The organism is uncultured Draconibacterium sp., assembly GCF_913063105.1.
Classification (GTDB): Bacteria; Bacteroidota; Bacteroidia; order Bacteroidales; family Prolixibacteraceae; genus Draconibacterium.
Map to the genome: position 1 here is coordinate 1 of NZ_CAJXYQ010000003.1, position 18,403 is coordinate 18,403.

General features: G+C 39.5%; 16 protein-coding genes. 8 read left to right on the forward strand and 8 right to left on the reverse strand.

Annotated features, from left to right (window positions below; genetic code table 11):
• The 3 genes from QZ574_RS03265 to QZ574_RS03275 form a co-directional block, all read left to right on the forward strand.
• Window positions 1-463, forward strand: a 463-nt coding sequence (locus QZ574_RS03265; protein WP_297086736.1) for a 30S ribosomal protein S16, incomplete at its 5' end; no start/stop codon positions are given.
• A 781-nt stretch (window positions 464-1,244) separates the two neighbouring features.
• Window positions 1,245-1,772 carry a hypothetical protein gene (locus QZ574_RS03270; RefSeq protein ID WP_297086737.1) on the forward strand — a complete coding sequence of 176 codons (528 nt, stop codon included), beginning with the start codon at window positions 1,245-1,247 and terminating at the stop codon, window positions 1,770-1,772.
• A 331-nt stretch (window positions 1,773-2,103) separates the two neighbouring features.
• The gene (locus QZ574_RS03275) at window positions 2,104-2,808 is read left to right on the forward strand and encodes a head GIN domain-containing protein (RefSeq protein ID WP_297086738.1); all 705 of its coding nucleotides are present in this window, start codon (window positions 2,104-2,106) and stop codon (window positions 2,806-2,808) included.
• A gap of 55 nt (window positions 2,809-2,863) precedes the next feature.
• On the opposite strand, the gene QZ574_RS03280 is transcribed toward QZ574_RS03275, so the two are convergent.
• The 8 genes from QZ574_RS03280 to QZ574_RS03315 all read right to left on the reverse strand — a co-directional run bounded on the left by QZ574_RS03280 (window position 2,864) and on the right by QZ574_RS03315 (window position 11,849).
• Window positions 2,864-3,427 carry an L-threonylcarbamoyladenylate synthase gene (locus tag QZ574_RS03280; protein WP_297086739.1) on the reverse strand — a complete coding sequence of 188 codons (564 nt, stop codon included), beginning with the start codon at window positions 3,425-3,427 and terminating at the stop codon, window positions 2,864-2,866.
• Window positions 3,428-3,534: 107 nt separating this feature from the next.
• Window positions 3,535-4,644, reverse strand: coding sequence for a glycosyltransferase family 1 protein (locus QZ574_RS03285; protein WP_297086741.1), 1,110 nt, complete (start codon window positions 4,642-4,644; stop codon window positions 3,535-3,537).
• A 90-nt stretch (window positions 4,645-4,734) separates the two neighbouring features.
• Window positions 4,735-5,994 carry a diaminopimelate decarboxylase gene (locus QZ574_RS03290; RefSeq protein ID WP_297086743.1) on the reverse strand — a complete coding sequence of 420 codons (1,260 nt, stop codon included), beginning with the start codon at window positions 5,992-5,994 and terminating at the stop codon, window positions 4,735-4,737.
• A 236-nt stretch (window positions 5,995-6,230) separates the two neighbouring features.
• Window positions 6,231-6,731 carry a hypothetical protein gene (locus QZ574_RS03295; RefSeq protein WP_297086745.1) on the reverse strand — a complete coding sequence of 167 codons (501 nt, stop codon included), beginning with the start codon at window positions 6,729-6,731 and terminating at the stop codon, window positions 6,231-6,233.
• Between the two features lie 159 nt (window positions 6,732-6,890).
• Window positions 6,891-7,547: a hypothetical protein gene (locus tag QZ574_RS03300; RefSeq protein WP_297086747.1), complete on the reverse strand. Its 657-nt coding sequence runs from the start codon at window positions 7,545-7,547 to the stop codon at window positions 6,891-6,893.
• A complete protein-coding gene (locus QZ574_RS03305; RefSeq protein WP_297086748.1) occupies window positions 7,538-8,317 on the reverse strand; it encodes a hypothetical protein in 780 nt (259 codons plus the stop codon). The genes QZ574_RS03300 and QZ574_RS03305 overlap by 10 nt, the downstream gene beginning before the upstream one ends.
• A 12-nt stretch (window positions 8,318-8,329) precedes the next feature.
• A complete protein-coding gene (locus QZ574_RS03310; RefSeq protein ID WP_297086749.1) occupies window positions 8,330-9,892 on the reverse strand; it encodes a T9SS type A sorting domain-containing protein in 1,563 nt (520 codons plus the stop codon).
• 424 nt (window positions 9,893-10,316) lie between these two features.
• Window positions 10,317-11,849 carry an FAD-dependent protein gene (locus QZ574_RS03315; protein ID WP_297086751.1) on the reverse strand — a complete coding sequence of 511 codons (1,533 nt, stop codon included), beginning with the start codon at window positions 11,847-11,849 and terminating at the stop codon, window positions 10,317-10,319.
• Between the two features lie 429 nt (window positions 11,850-12,278).
• Between QZ574_RS03315 and QZ574_RS03320 the strand changes: the two genes are divergently transcribed.
• The 5 genes from QZ574_RS03320 (at window position 12,279) to QZ574_RS03340 (ending at window position 18,263) form a co-directional block, all read left to right on the forward strand.
• On the forward strand, window positions 12,279-13,004 hold the full coding sequence (locus tag QZ574_RS03320; protein WP_297086753.1) for an ABC transporter ATP-binding protein: 726 nt from the start codon (window positions 12,279-12,281) through the stop codon (window positions 13,002-13,004).
• 62 nt (window positions 13,005-13,066) lie between these two features.
• Complete coding sequence (locus tag QZ574_RS03325) at window positions 13,067-14,329, forward strand: ABC transporter permease (protein ID WP_297086756.1); 1,263 nt, start codon at window positions 13,067-13,069, stop codon at window positions 14,327-14,329.
• 24 nt (window positions 14,330-14,353) lie between these two features.
• The gene (locus tag QZ574_RS03330; RefSeq protein ID WP_297086758.1) at window positions 14,354-15,631 is read left to right on the forward strand and encodes an ABC transporter permease; all 1,278 of its coding nucleotides are present in this window, start codon (window positions 14,354-14,356) and stop codon (window positions 15,629-15,631) included.
• A 108-nt stretch (window positions 15,632-15,739) separates the two neighbouring features.
• Entirely contained in the window at window positions 15,740-16,870 is a 1,131-nt protein-coding gene (locus QZ574_RS03335; RefSeq protein ID WP_297086761.1) for an efflux RND transporter periplasmic adaptor subunit, read from the forward strand.
• A gap of 58 nt (window positions 16,871-16,928) precedes the next feature.
• Window positions 16,929-18,263 (forward strand): TolC family protein, encoded by a 1,335-nt coding sequence (locus tag QZ574_RS03340; RefSeq protein ID WP_297086764.1) that lies wholly within the window; start codon window positions 16,929-16,931, stop codon window positions 18,261-18,263.
• Window positions 18,264-18,403 lie beyond the last annotated feature (140 nt).

An 18,403-nucleotide genomic window follows, 5' to 3' on the forward strand; every position in this document is an offset into this window, starting at 1 on the left:
TCCTGCTACTATCGATCTCGATTTTGACAAAGCTTACGACTGGCTTGTTAAAGGCGCACAACCAACCGACACTGTAAAGGCAATTTTGTCTTACAAAGGTGTTATGTACAAAAAACACCTGATGGGTGGAGTTAAAAAAGGAGCATTTGATGAAGCTGAAGCTGAAAAGCGTTTAGAAAGCTGGATTGCAGAAAAAGAAGCTAAAATTCAGGCAAAAATCGACCGTTTGGCCGGTGATGCCGCTGCAGAAGCTAAAAAACAAATGGATGCTGAAACTAAAATCAAAGAAGAAAGAGCTGCTGCCATTGCTGCAAGAGATGCAGAATTGGCCGCTGAAGCTGAAGCTGCAAAAGCAGAGGCTGAAGCCGAAGCAAGTGCCGAAGCTGCTGAAGAAGCAACGGAAGCTCAGGCTGAAGAAACAGAAGCAGAAGAGGCTCCAAAACAAGAAGGTGCGGAATCTTAAGAAAGACAACTCATCTGATTATAGAAAACCACTTGCCGTTTGGCAGGTGGTTTTTTTGTGAACTCAAGTCCGAGTCTTAATTTTTACTCAATCATTCCGCGATCGACTACTATTGTGGTTTTTTCTTTCGAAGGGCTTGAAACAATTTGATCAACTAATTCCCGGATCTTGAAATTCAAATTCCATTTTGTAGCTTTTGTATTCTTGCCAGACGGGCAGTTCCTTTTGCATTCGATCAAAAGGAACCCAAAATCTAGTCAGAAAATAACCTTTGCGTTTTTTCAATATAGCGGCTTAGCACAATTGACGGATTTTTGACGAGCCCGCACAAAATTTATATTAGATCCGCTTTTATTTCTTGTTTTAGGACTTACCGCCCGAGGACGAAGCTTGGAAGTAACATTTTAGTTTTGCCAGCTTTTCATAAGTGGAACGGCCTCTTGTGGTCTTTGTCCGGAGTTGAAATAAAACCTTAATGAGCGGGAAGCTCCGAGTAGGCGAGGAGATCACTCGTCCGAATTTGGGTTTTATGAAGACGTAGGGTGAAGATCAAAAGCAGCCTTGAGCTCGGAAATGCCTTCCTCGTGTCTCGTTTTTGTGTCATGACAAAAATGATAGCCTCCAGCAGAAAAAAATAACAATAGTTTTTACAATTCTGAGTGAAGGAAAATTCACATATTTTACGAGTTAACCTGACTTCTGATAAAAAGTTATGTAACACTTTTTTGGAACTTTCCACTCATAACTACCGTTTCAAGAGAAAATGCTTTACTTTTGAAGTATGGAAACGATACCTAAAACGGAGTGCCAAAAAGTTGGATTTTTCAGAAAGACACACGGTGTGCATGGAGAAGTTGTTCTGGAATTTGAAGAACAATTTGAATATTCTGTAGAAGAAAGCGATCGCTTTTTTGTTGAACTTGACGGTTTGCTGGTACCATTTTTTGTAGAAAAAGACGGCTTTCGTTTTCGGTCTTCCAAATCAGCAATTGTTAAGTTCGATTGGGTTGATGATGAAAAATACGCTAAACGGTTAATTGGAGCTTCTGCCTATCTGTTTCATAACGAAATTATTGATGAAATGGAGGAAACGGAGTCAATTTTCGAAGACTTCATGCTTATCGACAGTAAACTAGGGGAAATTGGCACTATCGATCAGGTAGATGATTATTCCGGAAATATTGTGCTTACCGTTTCGTACCGAGGCGAAGAATTACTTATTCCGTACCACGAGGAAATGCTGGTGGCGTATAACGAAATTGAAAAAACAGTTACACTTAGTCTTCCCGAGGGGCTGATTGATGCTTAATGAAGCTTAAAATCTGCCGGTATTTTCCGATAATGCTCCGGAGTCTTTTTCTCAACCTCCTGTTTTAAGCAAAAAAATACCAACTTAACATGGCAAAGTTCACTGCCAGGTAATTTTCGGAAAAGTAAATTTGTATGACTGAAAGTAATTCCCGGTCATGAAAAGTTATTTTATGTTATAATATGAAGTTTTTTCAATACACCGTGCAACTTTGTCGTGTCCTGCACGTCATTAAAAAGTACTTTTAAAAACAACACTACTGCTCTGGCCACTTTTCATTCGGAGTAGTTCGTGTATGTAGTAATTTTTGAAAACAATAAATTTTATTCAGATGAAGAAAACAGTATTAATTTTTAGCATGTTGTTTTTAGCCATGTTTGTTTCCTCAGGCGTTTTGGCAGAAGAAGAAATCCGTGATGTGTCCAGCTTTTCGGAAATTAGTTTACGAATTCCGGCAACCGTTTACCTCACGCAAGCCAGCGAGCAAAGTATTCGGGTTGTAGCCAAACAGTCGGTTGTGGAAGAAATTATTACCGAAGTTAATGGGAATAAGCTGGTAATCCGTTTTCCGAACAAAAATGTTTTTCGGCGTAATTTTAAACCCGGTAAAATTGATATTTACATTAGTGTTCCTGATGTTGATGGTCTTGGCGTATCGGGATCGGGCGATATCGTGGCCAAAGAACTGGATGCCCGAATTATCAGCCTTGCCATTAGTGGAAGCGGCAACATCGAGATCGACGATTTGAAATCGACAAAAGTGAAAGGTGCCATTTCGGGATCGGGGAATATTGAAATTGGTGGCCGTGGTGTTGCCGAAGAATTAAATGTAGCTATTTCGGGTTCAGGTAATTTTAAAGCCAGCAGATTCGAGGCCGAGCAGGTTAGTGTAAGCTCTGCCGGCTCGGGCAATTGCAATGTAAATTCAAACGGCTCGGTAAAGGCACGTATTGCCGGCTCGGGCAATGTGTACTACCACGGAAATCCAACTGTTGATGCTTCAGTTGCCGGTTCGGGCAGAGTAAAAAGTTTATAGTTACAGGTTATAAACCTGTTGGTAAAAGGTCATCGAAAGTTATCGATGGCCTTTTTTATTTTCGAATAATATCGATTTGTCCGCCGGGGCCGAGTTTAATAATACTCGAGGGTTTTGATGGCGTATGGTCGTTTTGCCGGTACTCTACTACATAATCTACCAGTTTTTTTATTTCATCAGAAATTTCGTCAAAAAAGGCAGGCGATTTTTCGCCACTTATGTTGGCCGATGTGGAAACAATAGGACGACGGAATCGCTGTAGCAATTTTGTGGTAAATTCTTCTTTAGTAAAACGAATTCCAATACTACTATCAGCAGCAATAAGGTTCGTCGCCAGGTTTTTTGCTCCGGGGTAAATCACCGTTAATGGAGTTGTTGAGATTTCTACCAGGTCCCAGGCCACCTCCGGAACTTCTTCTACATAACGATCGAGCAAGGCCGGGTTTTCCATTAAAACCAGCATACTTTTCGAGTCTTCGCGTTTTTTTATGTCGTAAATGCGTTTTACCGCCTCGGCATTGGTGGCATCGCAGCCTATTCCCCAAATGGTATCGGTTGGGTACAAAATTATACCTCCATCCTTTAAAACCTCAACAGCTTTTTTTAAATCGTCGTGCATGTAATAAGCTTTTATTGTCAGTTAACTCCTTTGCTTCACTTCGTTTTAATTGTCTCCCGAAGGAGACCAGATACTTTAAAAAGAAGCGAGAAGAAAAATTGAATCCCTTACTTTATTAATTCGGTGTACAAAGAAACTAATTTCTCCACATATTTTTTGGGTTGAAACTCGTTGGCTCTTATTCTTCCCTTCATGATTAATTCTTTTCGAAAATTGGTGTCGGTAAGAATCTTTTCCATGTTATTCCCCAGTTCTTCAATATTGGTTGGCGAGCACAATACTGCTGCATCGCCGGCAGTCTCGGGCAAGCACGATGCGTTTGAGGTAATTACCGGGCAACCACAGGCCATTGATTCGATAACGGGAAGGCCAAATCCTTCAAAAACAGAAATGTAAATGGAAAGGCGCGCCAACTGGTAGATTGCAGCCAGATCGTTTTCCGGTATGTTTTTTAAAAAGATGACTCGGTTCTGCAGTTTCTTTTCAGCAATGTATTTATGAATGTCGTTGCAGTAGGAGGTGGGATTACCCACCAAAACCAGTGGTAACTGTATGTTTTTTTCTACCATTGCTTTTAGAATCGAAAGCTGGTTTTTTCGCTCTTCCACTGTGCCAACAGCAAGCACAAATTCTTTTGGTAATTTATATTTTTCTTTTACCCTGCCCGTGTTTGCATTTTCAAAAAACAGCGGCGAAATGGCCTGATGAACCACTTCAATTTTGGAGGGCTCAATATCTATAAAATCGATAATGTCGGCTTTGGTTTGCTCGCTAATGGCTAAAATTCGGGTGGCAGCATTGCAGGCGTATTTTGTTTTTCGGAAATAAATGGCGCGGTCGAGGGTTTTGTAAAATTGAGGGTAACGAATAAATATCAAATCGTGAATGGTAACCAGTGTTGGGATGGTGGCTTTATGCATGCCCTTTGGCAATTCGTTACTTAAGCCGTGAAAAAGGTTGACTCCTGTTTGTTCAATTTCTTCGCTAAGCTGCAACGAGCGCCAAATGGCTTTTTTAATTCCGGAGTTGGCCTGTTCCGGAGCAATAATATCGAATTTCTCCTGCTCCTCCAGCATGTTGCTTTTTATTTCAGGAGTAAATAATGTATACTGATGTTCTGGAAAATACTTGGCCAGGGCATTTAAGGTGTTTCTGCTGTAATTTCCTAAACCCGATGTGTTGAGAAAAGCTCGTTTTGCATCGTATCCAATCTTCATTGTTCCTGTTGTTTTCTGTGCTCTTAAAAATACAAAAAAGGCCGGGTTTTGGTGCCCGGCCTTATTAATTTATTGTGAAGTATGAGTTTCTTAAAAGTCTTTTACTCCATCGAAGTCGAGCGTTGCAAAATAATCCGCGAGCGTTTCAGCACGTCGAATCTCTGCTACGTCGCCATTTTCGCGCAACAACAACTCGGCCGATTTTAGTTTTCCGTTGTAGTTAAAACCCATCGAGTGGCCGTGTGCGCCGGTGTCGTGAATAACAACAATGTCTTCCGGCTCAATTTCCGGCAGCATACGGTCGATGGCAAACTTATCGTTGTTTTCGCACAACGAACCGGTAACATCGTATTTTACATTGGCCACCTCGTTTTCTTTACCCATTACGGTAATATGATGATAGGCTCCGTAAAGCGCCGGGCGCATTAGGTTGGTCATGCAGGCATCCAATCCGGCATACGTTTTATAGGTTTTTTTAATGTGGCGTACTTTGGTTACCAAATAACCGTATGGTCCGGTTATGGCACGCCCCGATTCGAAGAATATTTTTAATGGCGCCAGTCCGGCATTAACGATTATTTCGTTGTAAAGTTTTTGTACTCCTTTGCTAACAAATTCAAGGTCAACCGGTTTTTCTCCTGGTTTGTAGGGAATTCCAATTCCGCCACCCAGGTTGGCAAACTCAATGCTGATACCTGTTTTTTCGTATACTTCAACAATGAGTTTGAAAAGCAACTCGGCAGTTTCAACAAAGTAATTTGAGTCTAATTCGTTTGACGCCACCATGGTATGAATTCCAAAATGTTTTACACCTTTTTCTTTCAAAATCCGGTAGCCTTCAATCATTTGCTCGTGTGTAAAACCATATTTGGCTTCTTCCGGATGCCCGATAATCAGGTTCCCCTTTTTTAAATCGCCCGGATTGTAGCGCATACAAATGGTGTCGGGCAAACCAACGTGTTTGTCAACAAAATCAATGTGCGAAATGTCGTCGAGGTTGATAATGGCACCCAAATCTTTTGCCAGCTGAAATTCGTAGGCAGGTGTATCGTTCGATGTCAGCATTATTTCATCGCCACTCATTCCAATTCGTTTTGCCAGTTCAAGCTCAGCAATCGAACTGCAGTCGATTCCAAAACCTTCTTCACGCAAAATTTTCATCAGGTAGGGATTCGGAGCCGATTTAATAGCATAGTACTCTTTAAATCCTTCGTTCCACGAAAAGGCATTTTTAAAATAACGGGCATTTTCGCGAATCGCTTTTTCGTCGTAAATATGAAAGGGGGTAGGAAATTTTTCAATAATTGTGTTAAGCTGGTCTTTTGAAAAAGGTAGTTTTTTGTCTGCCATAACGTCTTGAAATTTTAGAGAGGCAAAATTACACTTTCTATCTGATTTTTATAGAATTGTTCTAAATAATGATTTTTGAATTAACTGGAAGTTTACAATTACGAGCGTTTTTTGAAAAAACATTTTCTCAACAAAGTGTTTTCAATTTCCTCATAGGTATGAAAGTCAAAAAGGATTCTTCTAACTTTAAAAGAATCCTTTTATTAGAATATTATTATGAATTGAGCGCTTAGCTCTTATTGTTTCTGTTGGTTGCGAAAATACTGAATTGCTCTGTTTTCGTAGCTTTCCTGATATGATAACCAAGTCCGCCATGATAGAGAATCCAACGAACCATTTGTGTAAATTTTTGATAATTGGTTGTTAAACAATTTCATATCGTTATCAAGCTTGTGATATGTTATTTCATTTTTATTTTTTACTAACTTAAAGCTGTTCTCATTTGAAGAGAAAATTTCGCCTTTCATAAATGGAGCAACTGGTTTAAAAGATTTTTTTATAGATCCCCGAAAAGTCCACAATGTATCGGCTTCGATAAAATAATTGATGCTATAATATTTATTTTCAACATTTGAAAAATCAAATACAAACATACAGGTATCATTTGCGTGTATTTCTTTGTAATATCCATTCTCAACATACCACCATCTGCCCGAAATGGAAAAATTATTCTTTGTATTGTTTTGGCAGCCAAGAAATAAAATAAGTATTCCAATGTATAATAATTTTCTTTTCATGATATATTATTTGCCGTATTTCATATGACAATCTTCTTGCGCTGGAATCCATATCAAATGGGTGTCGACATAAAAAAGGAATCTTCTTATATCATAATCATGTCAATCTTTAGGGTGATAAATAAAGTCAGTGCAACCAACAAGGAAACGCTGAGTATGTTAGTAGACTCCATTTCCTTTTTGTGTGATTTTTCTAAAATATTCTTCTTTATCAAAATCATAGAATAAATGAATTGGGCCGTTTAAATAAAAGTCTTCGGGAAATTTCTTTCTGTATTTTTCTAATTCTTCAATAGCTTTGCTTTTCCCCTCAGTAAAGTTAAACATAAAGGCCCTATTGAACATCATTTGTGTATTGTTTTTATTGTTGGCAATTTGTTGTTCATATTTATGAATTGACAGTTTATAATATTTAGTGGCGTTCACAGAGTCGCCTAGTAAATAATATGCATGCCCAATACTGCCATAGATACTCGCCTGATTTTTGAACTTATTAATAGACTCCAAGTTAAATCTGATATAAGATTTGTATTCTTTTTTCCACAATAGAATTTTTCCTTTAAATAAAAGGAATTTAACCGAATCGGGGTAATGAGTGGTAATCTGGTCAAAAACTTTTAAAGCAGTATTTAACGATTCTTCATCAAACTGGTTCTCTTTTAACTCCTCAATTTGTTGCTTCATTGCATATTCTGCTATAGCAACACTTTTTTCGTCATCACCTAATCCTAAATTAAATTGATTTTGATTATTATGTTTATTTTGGCAACTAACTAATGCTATCAAAAGAATTATGAATATGTATTTTATTTCCATTGTTCTATATTTAGTAGTTCTATATTTTTATTTAAGTCAGCTATAATTCCTGTATAATTTCCAGTAAAATCTTGGATTGTAAATCCTAAAAATAGTTTGGAGCTATACGAATCATTACAATTAGGAACAGGTGGGGCAGTAATACTTCCATAACCAATGAAATTATACGAAGAATCATAAATATCGCCATTTGTGCTTGGACCGTTTAAAAGACAATATCCGATTTCAATACTGTTTTTTAAGAGTCTGATATTACCCCAAAAATCAGCTGAGTAATATAGGTTATTGAACATTGCAGAACCGCTTCCACTTAGTGTATTCCCTGATAATTTCATATTTGAGCTATAAGAACAGGTCCCATTTAGACCGCCACCTTCTACAGGGACGTAATTGACATCAATGCCCGAACTATTAATACTAAAGTTATTGTATATACAATTTTGCTCAACAGGATTATTGTTTGATGAACTACTGCTACTTCCCCCTCCCGAAGAAGTCTCATCAGTTGGAGACTCGGTGGTTGAAGTTCCAGTATCTCCTGTGTCGCCACCACCACCGCCTCCTGAGCTGCCAGAAACAGTAATTTCCTCTATATAACCGTGGCAATCAAAAAATGTCATAGTATTAGTGGTCGGGCTGAATTCCATATGATCACAAATATAAGTGGTTCCATCGTATTCTAATGCTATGTAAGCTTGTGCTCTATTTGTAGTTAAAAGTATTACAGACAAAATAGATATGAATTGAATGAAATTAGTTATTTTACTCATGTTTGTAGGATTTTATTGTTTTATAATGGCACTTGAATAAACTTGGTTATTATGGACCAATTGTATAAAATAACTTCCGGGTTTTTCACTAATCGAAGTAGCAGTGGAGTACTTCCCGATCATTTTATAAGTATCATTTTCAATTGTTTTGATTAATTGCCCATTGATGTCAATAAGGTTAAGCTGAACACTGCCAGGTTCTAAAACATTATACTGTATTGTTATATTATTAGATGTAGGATTTGGATAAACAGATAATTGAATCTTTCGATTTTTATCATTTTCTTTAACAATATTATTCAATTCAATAGCAAATATATCCTTATTCAAAACCGTGTCTTGATTATTCTCTATGTTAACAGCTTTTAATACAATGTTACATGGCCTAAAGGGCTTATTGATATTTGGATTCGAAAGTTTGAGATCACCTATGAGAAATATTTCATCATCAATTACCTGGTATTCGAATTGCCCTTCCTTTATAGACCATTTTTCAGGTTGTCCGTAAGCCCATTCAAATTCTAACTCAAGATTTTTGAAGAACAAACTATTCCCGACTTTGATAGAGTTAAAAGGGAGTTTACTGGAGCTTTCTAAATTCCAGTTTCCGTTTACATTATAGCCATCTTGATTAAGAGTGAGATTCAAAATCATTTGTTCTTCGTTCTTTTGTTTTGACCAATCATAGATAAACAACATTCCTTGCCATTTACCTCCTATTTGCATTGCTGGCCTTTTGTCATCTGCTTTGAGATCGAAAAATCCTTGCAGGGCAATTGGAATTTGATAAGAAGAATTGTTAGATATTTGAGCTGATTTATTCTTTTTATTTGCCTCTGTTTGTTTTTTCTTTTTTACTTCTTCGAGTCTGACCTTTGATTGTTTATAACCGCGTTTATCACATTCGATATAAAGTTTCTCTGCTTTATCGAGGTCCGCTTTTGTTCCATGCCCATTTTCATAACAATAGGCAAGTAAATGTTTTCCGGCTGTGATATCCGCATCGGAGCTTAATTGTGCCAACTCAAAAGCAGTAATATAGTTTTGTTTTACGCCGAAGCCTTTGAAATACATGTAAGCCAGAAAATAATTACCGGCCGGATTTCCTGCATCAACTGAACGTTGGAACCATTCAACAGCCGTTTCAAAATTTTGTGGGACAATTTTTCCCTCTTTGTAGATAAGCCCTACTTTATACATGGCATGCATATCACCATTTTCAGCTGATAAATTATACCATTCAAAGGCTTTTAGTTTGTCTTTTTTGGTACCTAATCCTTTCTCGTACATTTCGGCTACTATAAATTGGGCAGTTGCACTTCCCAAATTAGCAGCTTCATTAAATTCTGAAAGCGCAAGAATCCTATTATTTTTAATCGAATTGTCTTTCATCAGTTCCATGCCTTTTTTTATGATGGCCCGGATTTCTGGATCGGATGAGACTACATGATATTCCGGATCCTGTGCATGAACGATTGAGTTAACAAATAGTAAGAAAAGTAAATATTTAAATTTCATAATTAATAGCACATTTGTGAATAAATCAGCGAGATGCCCTACTATTACAAATGCCAACTTGCAAAAGTGTGTTCCGGATATTAGTCTTGTGCGGACGGTTTTTCAAAACTGGCTGCCTCCCCGGGCCGGGAACAAAGTAATGCGTGAACTCATCCCCGGGGAGGCTTACCTCACGAATTTATTTTTTCCTATTTGGGTTAATCGTCTCATTCTGTCTTTTTACGTCCTGCCCGGGTTTAATAGACTGGGGGTTTTGTTACATTCTGTAATAAAGGTATGCTAATTAATGTCGAAATAAAAAATTAGTTTTACCCCCCCCATTTTATTGTTAAATGCTAGGCGTTGGTTATCTGTATGTTAGGTTATAGGAACTGTTTCTGTGTTATATAACATAAATAATCTATAAGACTCTTGGGGGTTATCTTTTGATTTTTTTGGGAATATATTATGATAGTCGTTTGTGTATTGTTTTAGAATTTTGTCATTTTTCTACAAAATTCATGGCTGCCTTAATCCCGTCAGCAGCGCTTGAAATAATTCCACCTGCATAGCCGCTGCCTTCGCCAATAATGTAAATATTATCGAAGCCTTTGCATAAACCATTCCTGTCGCGAATTACCTGAATCGGTGCAGAAGTTTTGCTTTCGAAACCCAACAAGTTGCCATTTTCAAAACCACGCATTTTACGGATAAAATCCTGCAAGCCAACCTGCATCGACTCAACAACCGGTTGGGGTAGTAAGTCCCAAAGCGGAGCCGGTTTTAATCCCAACGGATAACTGGTTTCGAACTGCGATCCTTTGCCTTTTTGTTTGAGGAAGTCGTTGATGGAACATGCCGGCGCAGCATAACCTTCAGCATATTGGTAAAAGCTTTCTTCCAGTTGTTGCAGCTTGTCGAGCGCTTCAATGGGCGAAACCGTTTTGCCTGCCAGCTCGTCGGGGTGAATGGCGGCTACGCAGGCGGCGTTGGCGAAATTGCCGTTTCGTTTGTAGTAGCTCATCCCGTTTACAATGTTAGTGTTTTCGTAGGCAGCTGCCGGAACTACCATGCCGCCGGGGCACATGCAAAATGAAAAAACGGAATGTTTGCCGTCGGCTTGCGAAGTAAGGCGGTACTCGGCGGCTTTCACTCCCTGAAGTTCTGGTTTTCCCCATTGAGCACGGTTTATGATTTCCTGAGTGTGTTCCATTCGGCTGCCAATGGCAAAGTTTTTTGTGCGGAAAGGAATACCTCTTTTTATCAGCATTTTGTAGGTCTCGAAAGCGGAATGACCGGGTGCAATAAACAAGGTCTCGGCCGGTAAATTTCCTTTTGATGTGATTACCTCCTTAACTTTTGAATTAACAATCACCACATCTTCCAGCATCGTTTCAAACAGAAATTTACCTCCCAGGTTCTCAAACGCTTTACGCAGGTTTTGCACAATTTTTCGCAGGTTATCGGTACCCAAATGCGGGTGGGTCATATATAGTATCTCTTCCGGGGCGCCGGCCTCCACATAGCTTTCCAGGATAAACTGTTTTTCTTTTGAAATGCGTTTGGAACGCGAAGTAAGTTTGCCATCGGAGAAAGTTCCGGCACCACCTTCGCCAAAAGCGTAATTGTTTTGCGCGTTAAAATATCCTGTTTTTTCAAAAGTGGAAATGGCTTTCCCGCGTGTTTTAACATCCGACCCGCGCTCGATGAGAGTAACATTAAAACCGGCTTTTTGCAATACAAAAGCATTAAAAAAACCGGCAGGTCCGCTACCAACAACAACAACTTTTTTATTGCTTTTCTTGTAAGGTATTTCAAGCCTTTCTTTCTCAACTTTTTCGTCACTTTTAATTTCGGGCGATGTTACAACAGCTTTTACCAACCAGTGGATGTTCGATTTATTCCGGGCATCCAGACTTTTGGTTTCCAGCGCGAACGAAAAGTTTTTAATCCGTAGCGTTTTGGCAATTTTTTCGCGCAGTAGCTCGGTGCTGTAGTTGGTTGGTAATTTAAATGATACTGTTGTTGTTCCCATTTGCTTGATAATTAGAAGTCAAAAATACGGAAAGATTGGTAGCACAGGAAGCTTTTTTCTAACCCGGGAAATAAAATCTGAAAATTCACTTATGGTTGGTGTTGTAAACCAGGGTTGGGCACCTGCAGGCAATTGAGAGAAATAAAAGGTACAGGTTTCTGTAAGCCATTTTAAAAAGCAAAAAATCATTGTAACGTAATTAAAAGTTGTGCGTCACATAATATGAAAACAAAACAGCACCGCTTCAAAGCCGGAAAACAAAAACAGGAAAGAATCAATTTTTCACATACTAAAATCGGGAGTTGGTCGAAAAAATAGAAAGGTTAAACCCTTTTTTCGTCAAATTTAAACTGAAAACAAAAAACAAGGCAACAATTTGCCACAGAAAACAGCCTGAAGGATTTTCTTCAGAAAAAACAAGTTCAAGCCATGATTAGTCTAAACAATGTTCACAAATCGTATGTAACTGGTAGTAACTCGTTACATGTGTTAAAAGGAATCGACCTTGAGATTAAAAAAGGAGAATTCGTCTCAATAATGGGGTCGTCGGGTTCCGGAAAATCAACCTTATTAAATATTCTTGGCATTTTAGATAACTACGATGAAGGTTCGTATTACCTGAATGGTTCGCTGGTAAAGGATATGTCGGAAAAGCAGGCCGCCCGTCTTCGGAACGAGTTGGTGGGTTTTGTTTTTCAGTCGTTTAACCTCATCTCCTTCAAAAATGCCATGGAAAATGTAGCGCTTCCGCTCTACTACCAGGGCGTTAACCGCAAAAAACGCAACAAAATTGCTCTGGAATACCTCGATAAAGTAGGTTTACTGGATTGGGCAACGCATTTACCCAACGAAATGTCGGGCGGACAAAAACAGCGTGTAGCTATTGCCCGTTCTTTAATTTCGCAACCAAAAATAATTTTTGCCGATGAGCCAACCGGTGCACTCGATACCAGTACCTCGTACGAGGTAATGGATATTCTCAGAGAAATTAATGCCGATGGGATTACCGTTATTTTGGTAACCCATGAGCATGATATTGCTGCCATGACGCAGAAAATTGTTCGTTTAAAAGATGGCCGTATTGATGAGATTATTAAAAACGGCGACCTGAAACATTTCCAGCATCAGTACGCAAAAGAGTTGGAAACGGCATAAGCAAATCCTATTCGCCACCGGCGTTTTTGTCACTTTTATTTTCATTTTAAACTTAAGCTATCATGTTCGATATTGATAAATGGCAGGAGATTCTTGCAACCATCAAGAAAAATAAGATGCGCACTTTCCTTACCGGATTTAGCGTAGCCTGGGGCATATTTATGTTGATGATCTTATTGGGTGCCGGCAACGGATTGAGCAATGGTGTATCGCAAAATTTTATGCGCGATGCTGTTAATGCCATGTGGTTGTGGAGCGGCAGAACAAGCATTCCCTACCAGGGAATGAAAGAGAACCGCCAGATACGTTTTACCAATGCCGATTATGAATTGTTAAAAGACCTTGAAGGCATTGAATATACCTCGGGGCGCTACTACATCGGGGGCAATCTTTTTTCGTACGGAAGCGAGTACGGCGAATACACTGCGGTTACCTGTCATCCTGATTTAAAAGAAGTGGAATCGATTGAAATGGTTGACGGCAGATTTGTAAACCAAGTGGATATTGACCAGACAAGAAAATCGGTTGTACTGGGAAAAGATATTTACGATGCCCTTTTTAAAGATAAAAATGCCATTGGCGAGTATGTTCGGGTAAATAACATACCGTTTAAAGTTGTAGGTGTTTGTCGCGAGGGAGGTGGCACCCGGCACCGTAACGCTTACATACCTGTAACCACCGGACAAAAAGTTTTTAACGGATCAAACCGCCTGCACAATTTTGCACTTACCATAAATGCCGAAACGCTTGAAGAAAGCCAGGCCATTGAAGCAAAAGTGCGCGAAACGCTGGCTCGCAAGCACAAATTTGATGCGACTGATGAATCGGCTATGGGCTCGTACAACAAACTCGAAGATGTCATTCAAACCATGAAAATCTTTCAGGCCATCGATATTTTTATTTGGATAATAGGCATAGGTACACTTATAGCCGGGGTGGTAGGCGTTAGCAATATTATGCTGATTGTAGTAAAAGAGCGAACCAAGGAAATTGGTATCCGAAAAGCCATTGGAGCCAGTCCTGCATCGGTAATCGGCCTCATTCTTCTTGAAGCAGTAATGATAACAACCATTGCCGGATACATCGGGTTGGTGCTGGGTACCGGTTTAATGGAAGGAATAAATTTTATCGTTGAAAAACAGTTTGAAGCATCAGCAGCCACAAACGGAGGAAATGGTGAAACCTTGTTCCGCAACCCAACTGTTGACCTGGGAGTGGCCATGTCGGCTACCTTGCTACTGGTAATTGCCGGTGCTATTGCAGGCTATATTCCGGCCAAACGTGCCGCAAGAATTAAACCTATTGTGGCCTTGCGCGACGAATAACAGAAAACAAAAAAAGCAAAAACAATGTTCGATTTAGATCTTTGGAAAGAAATATTAAGCGCCTTAAAGAAAAACCGGATGCGGAGTTTTATGACGGCTTTTGGTGTATTCTGGGGCATATTTATGCTGATAGTTATGTCGGGTGCAGGGCGTGCCCTTGAAAACGGCGTGATGGACGGCATTAAAGCCTTTGCTTCCAACTCTGCATTTTTCTGGACTGAGCGCACGAGTAAACCCTACAAAGGGTTTCAGCGTGGCCGACGCTGGAGTTATAAAAACACCGACATTGAATACATTAAAGCCAACATCAGCGATATCGAATACCTATCGCCACGCCTGTTTGGCCCACGAACCTACCAGGGCGACAATGTAATCAGAGGTAAAAAAACCGGAGCCTTTAACATTTATGGCGATTACCCCGACTTTTTTAAAATAGACCCGTGGACACCATTGCAAGGCCGATTAATTAACGAAATTGATATGCAGCACTCGCGCAAAGTGGTAAATATTGGCGAACGTGTGGTGGAGGTTATGTTTGATAAAGAGGAAGACCCGATTGGGCAGTACCTCAAAATTAACGGTGTTTACTTTCAGGTAGTTGGAGTAGTTAAGGGCGAAACACGCGTAAACATTGGTGGCGGAAGAAAAAATGAAACTATAATTATGCCATTCTCTACCATGCAAAAAACCTTTAACATGGGCGACGATGTGCATTTCTTCTCGGTTACCTCGCAGCCTGGTGTGCCGGTTAGCAAAGTAGAAACCCGATTAAAAGAATTATTAAAAGAACGGCACAGGATTGCACCTGACGACCGACAGGCAGTTGGCTCGTTTAATATTGAGGTGGAATGGAAAAAATATATGGGTTTATTTACCGGCATTCAGCTCTTAACCTGGATTGTTGGGATTGGAACCTTGTTGGCCGGAGTTATTGGAGTAAGTAATATAATGCTGGTAATTATTAAGGAGCGTACGCAGGAAATTGGTATTCAGCGAGCCATAGGAGCAACACCCGGAAAAGTGATTCTGCACATTGTAGCTGAAAGTGTTTTTCTTACTGTAATTGCCGGTTACATTGGTCTTGCGCTTGGTGTTGGCCTGCTTGAATTGCTGAATATGATGCTGGAAATGAATGCCGCCAATGCCGACGATATATTTTTCCGTAGGCCGGAGGTTAGTTTTAAAATGGCGGTGGGTGCCTTGTCGGTTCTGGTAGTATCCGGAATTTTTGCAGGCCTTATTCCGGCACGCCGGGCTGTAAGCATAAAACCCATTGATGCCCTGCGCGATGAAGGTATTTAAACAAGTATAGATCAGAATAAAAATCAAAAAGCCATAAAACGAGCCTGCAAAAATATTGACATTTAACGAGTTACGGCAGGCGAATTTGAAAACAAAAAACATAACAAGATGAAAAAAGTAGTTAAAATTTTAGGACTTGTAATTTTGGTTGGAGCATTCGGAGGAACCCTGTTCTTCCTGTACAACAAATCAAAAAAGAAAACAGATTTCTTTGAGAACAAAAATCCATTTTACAGCGATGTGGTAATGAAAACCGTTGCAACCGGATCGGTGGTGCCACGTTACGAAATTGAAATCGTTCCTCAGGTTTCCGGAATTATTGATGAATTATATGTGGAAGCGGGTGATAAAATTACCAAAGGGCAGGTAGTTGCACGTATCAAAATTATTCCGGACATGGTAACTTTGAACGCTGCTGAAACCCGTTTAAACCGTGCAAAAATTAATTTTGAAGATGCGCAAATCGATTACGATCGCCAGCAAAAACTTTTTGATAAAAACGTAATCTCTTACGAAGAGTTTAAATCTGCAAAAGTGGAGTACGATTCGGCCAAAGAAGAACTAACAGCTGCCGAAAATAATCTGGAATTAATTAAAAATGGTGTAACAAAAAAGGCTTCAACGGCTACTAATACCCTTGTTCGGTCAACCATAAACGGTATGGTGCTCGATGTTCCGGTTGAAGAGGGTAACTCGGTAATACAGGCAAATACCTTTAATGCCGGTACAACAATTGCTTCGGTTGCCGATATGAAAGATATGATTTTTGAGGGGAATGTAGATGAGACAGAAGTAGGTAAAATTCGCGAAGGCATGCCCATTGAATTAGAAATTGGCGCTATCGATAAAGAAAAATTTGCCGCAGTTTTGGAATATATTTCTCCAAAAGGGGTTGAAGATAACGGAGCCATACAATTTGAAATAAAAGCCAATGTGCAACTAAAAGAAGGCCAGTTTATACGAGCCGGTTACAGTGCAAATGCCAACATTGTTTTGGATCGGAAAGACAGTGTGATGGTAATTCCTGAAGGATTACTAAAATTTGAAAACGACTCGTCGTTTGTTGAAGTTAATAAAGGCACTAACGAAGAACCCGATTACGAAAAACGTTTTGTAAAAACCGGACTTTCAGATGGTATAAATATTGAAATTACTGAAGGGTTAAAACCTGATGATAAGGTAAAAGGAGAGAAGATCGATCCGAAAAAAGCAAAACAGGAACAAGCCAATAAAGGCTAATAATAGGTAAATTACCCGGCTTTATGTAAATTAGTCGCAAACAAAAAACAATATAAAAATGAAGAAGTTATTCGCCTTATTTTTAGGCATAATTGGGTTAAGCAGTTTTACATCGAATGCACAAAACGAATGGGATTTACAAACCTGTTTCGATTATGCCATCGAAAATAACATCCAGATTAAACGCCAGGAAATTAATTCCAGGTACAACGAAATGCTGGTAAAGCAGGCAAAAGACGATAAGTTACCCAACTTAAATGCCCAGCTGAGCAACGATTTTAGTTTTGGACGATCGCTTACCTACGACAATACCTACGACAATATAAACTCGGCAAGTGTAGCCGGAGGATTAAGTACCAGCTGGACCCTTTACAACGGACTAACGCTGAGTAATACGGTGCAAATGCGTGAACTCGACCTGAATGCCACCATGGCAGATCTGCAAAAAACCAAGGATGATATCATGCTTTCCATCTCGGCCGAATACCTTGAAATCCTTTTTGCCGAAGAATTACAACTGGTGGCCGAGGCAACATTAGAAGTTACCAAACAACAAATTAACCGTACCCGCCAGCTGGTTGAAGCAGGAAGCGCTGCAAAAGGCGCATTGCTTGAGATTGAAGCCCAACTGGCCCGTGAAGAACTGGATTTGGTTAATGCCCAAAACAGGGTGCAGCTGGCGTATTTAAATCTTTACCAGTTTTTAGAACTGCCAATGGCTGAGAGTTTTAAAATTGAAAAACCTGTGCTGCCCGAAATTCAGGCAAACCTTACCATGATGAATGCTTTTGATGTATTCAGTAATGCCATAAATGTAAGACCTGAAATTAAAGCGGCACAGCTGCGCGTACAAAGTGCCATGAAACAGTTAGCTGTAGCAAAGGGGTATCGTTATCCGAGTTTAAGTTTTGGTGCCAATTATTATAACCAGTACAATAACCAGTACAAAGATATTTACGGCGACAGAATTGACTTGGGAGAACAGCTAAAAAACAACAGCCGCTCAAGCCTGGGACTTACGCTGAGTATCCCAATTTTTAATCGATACCAGGTAAAAAACAATATCACCAACTCCGAACTGCAAATTGCCGATTACGAGTACCAGCTGCAACAAACGCGTAATGTTTTACGCCGCGATATTGAAACGGTTTATACCAATGCTCTGGCGGCTTTAAACCGTTACATTTCTTCTGAAAAAGCAGTGGCATCAATGAAAGAGGCATTTCGTTACACCGAAGAGAAATTTAATGTGGGAATGATTAATTCGGTAGAATACAACCAAAGTAAAACAAATCTTACCAGTGCACAGTCGGATTATTTACAGGCCAAATACGAATACATTTTCCGCACGAAAATACTTGATTTCTACAATGGAGTTCCTATCTCCTTGTAGTTAAATCAATGCTTGAACATTGTTTTTTGTGCCCTGGCGGTTTCCGTCAGGGCTTTTTATGCCAGCACTTTTATTGCCTTATCAATCCTCTACTGCCTCATTTTGTGATTTTGACAAATTAAATATCTTTGTCAACCTAT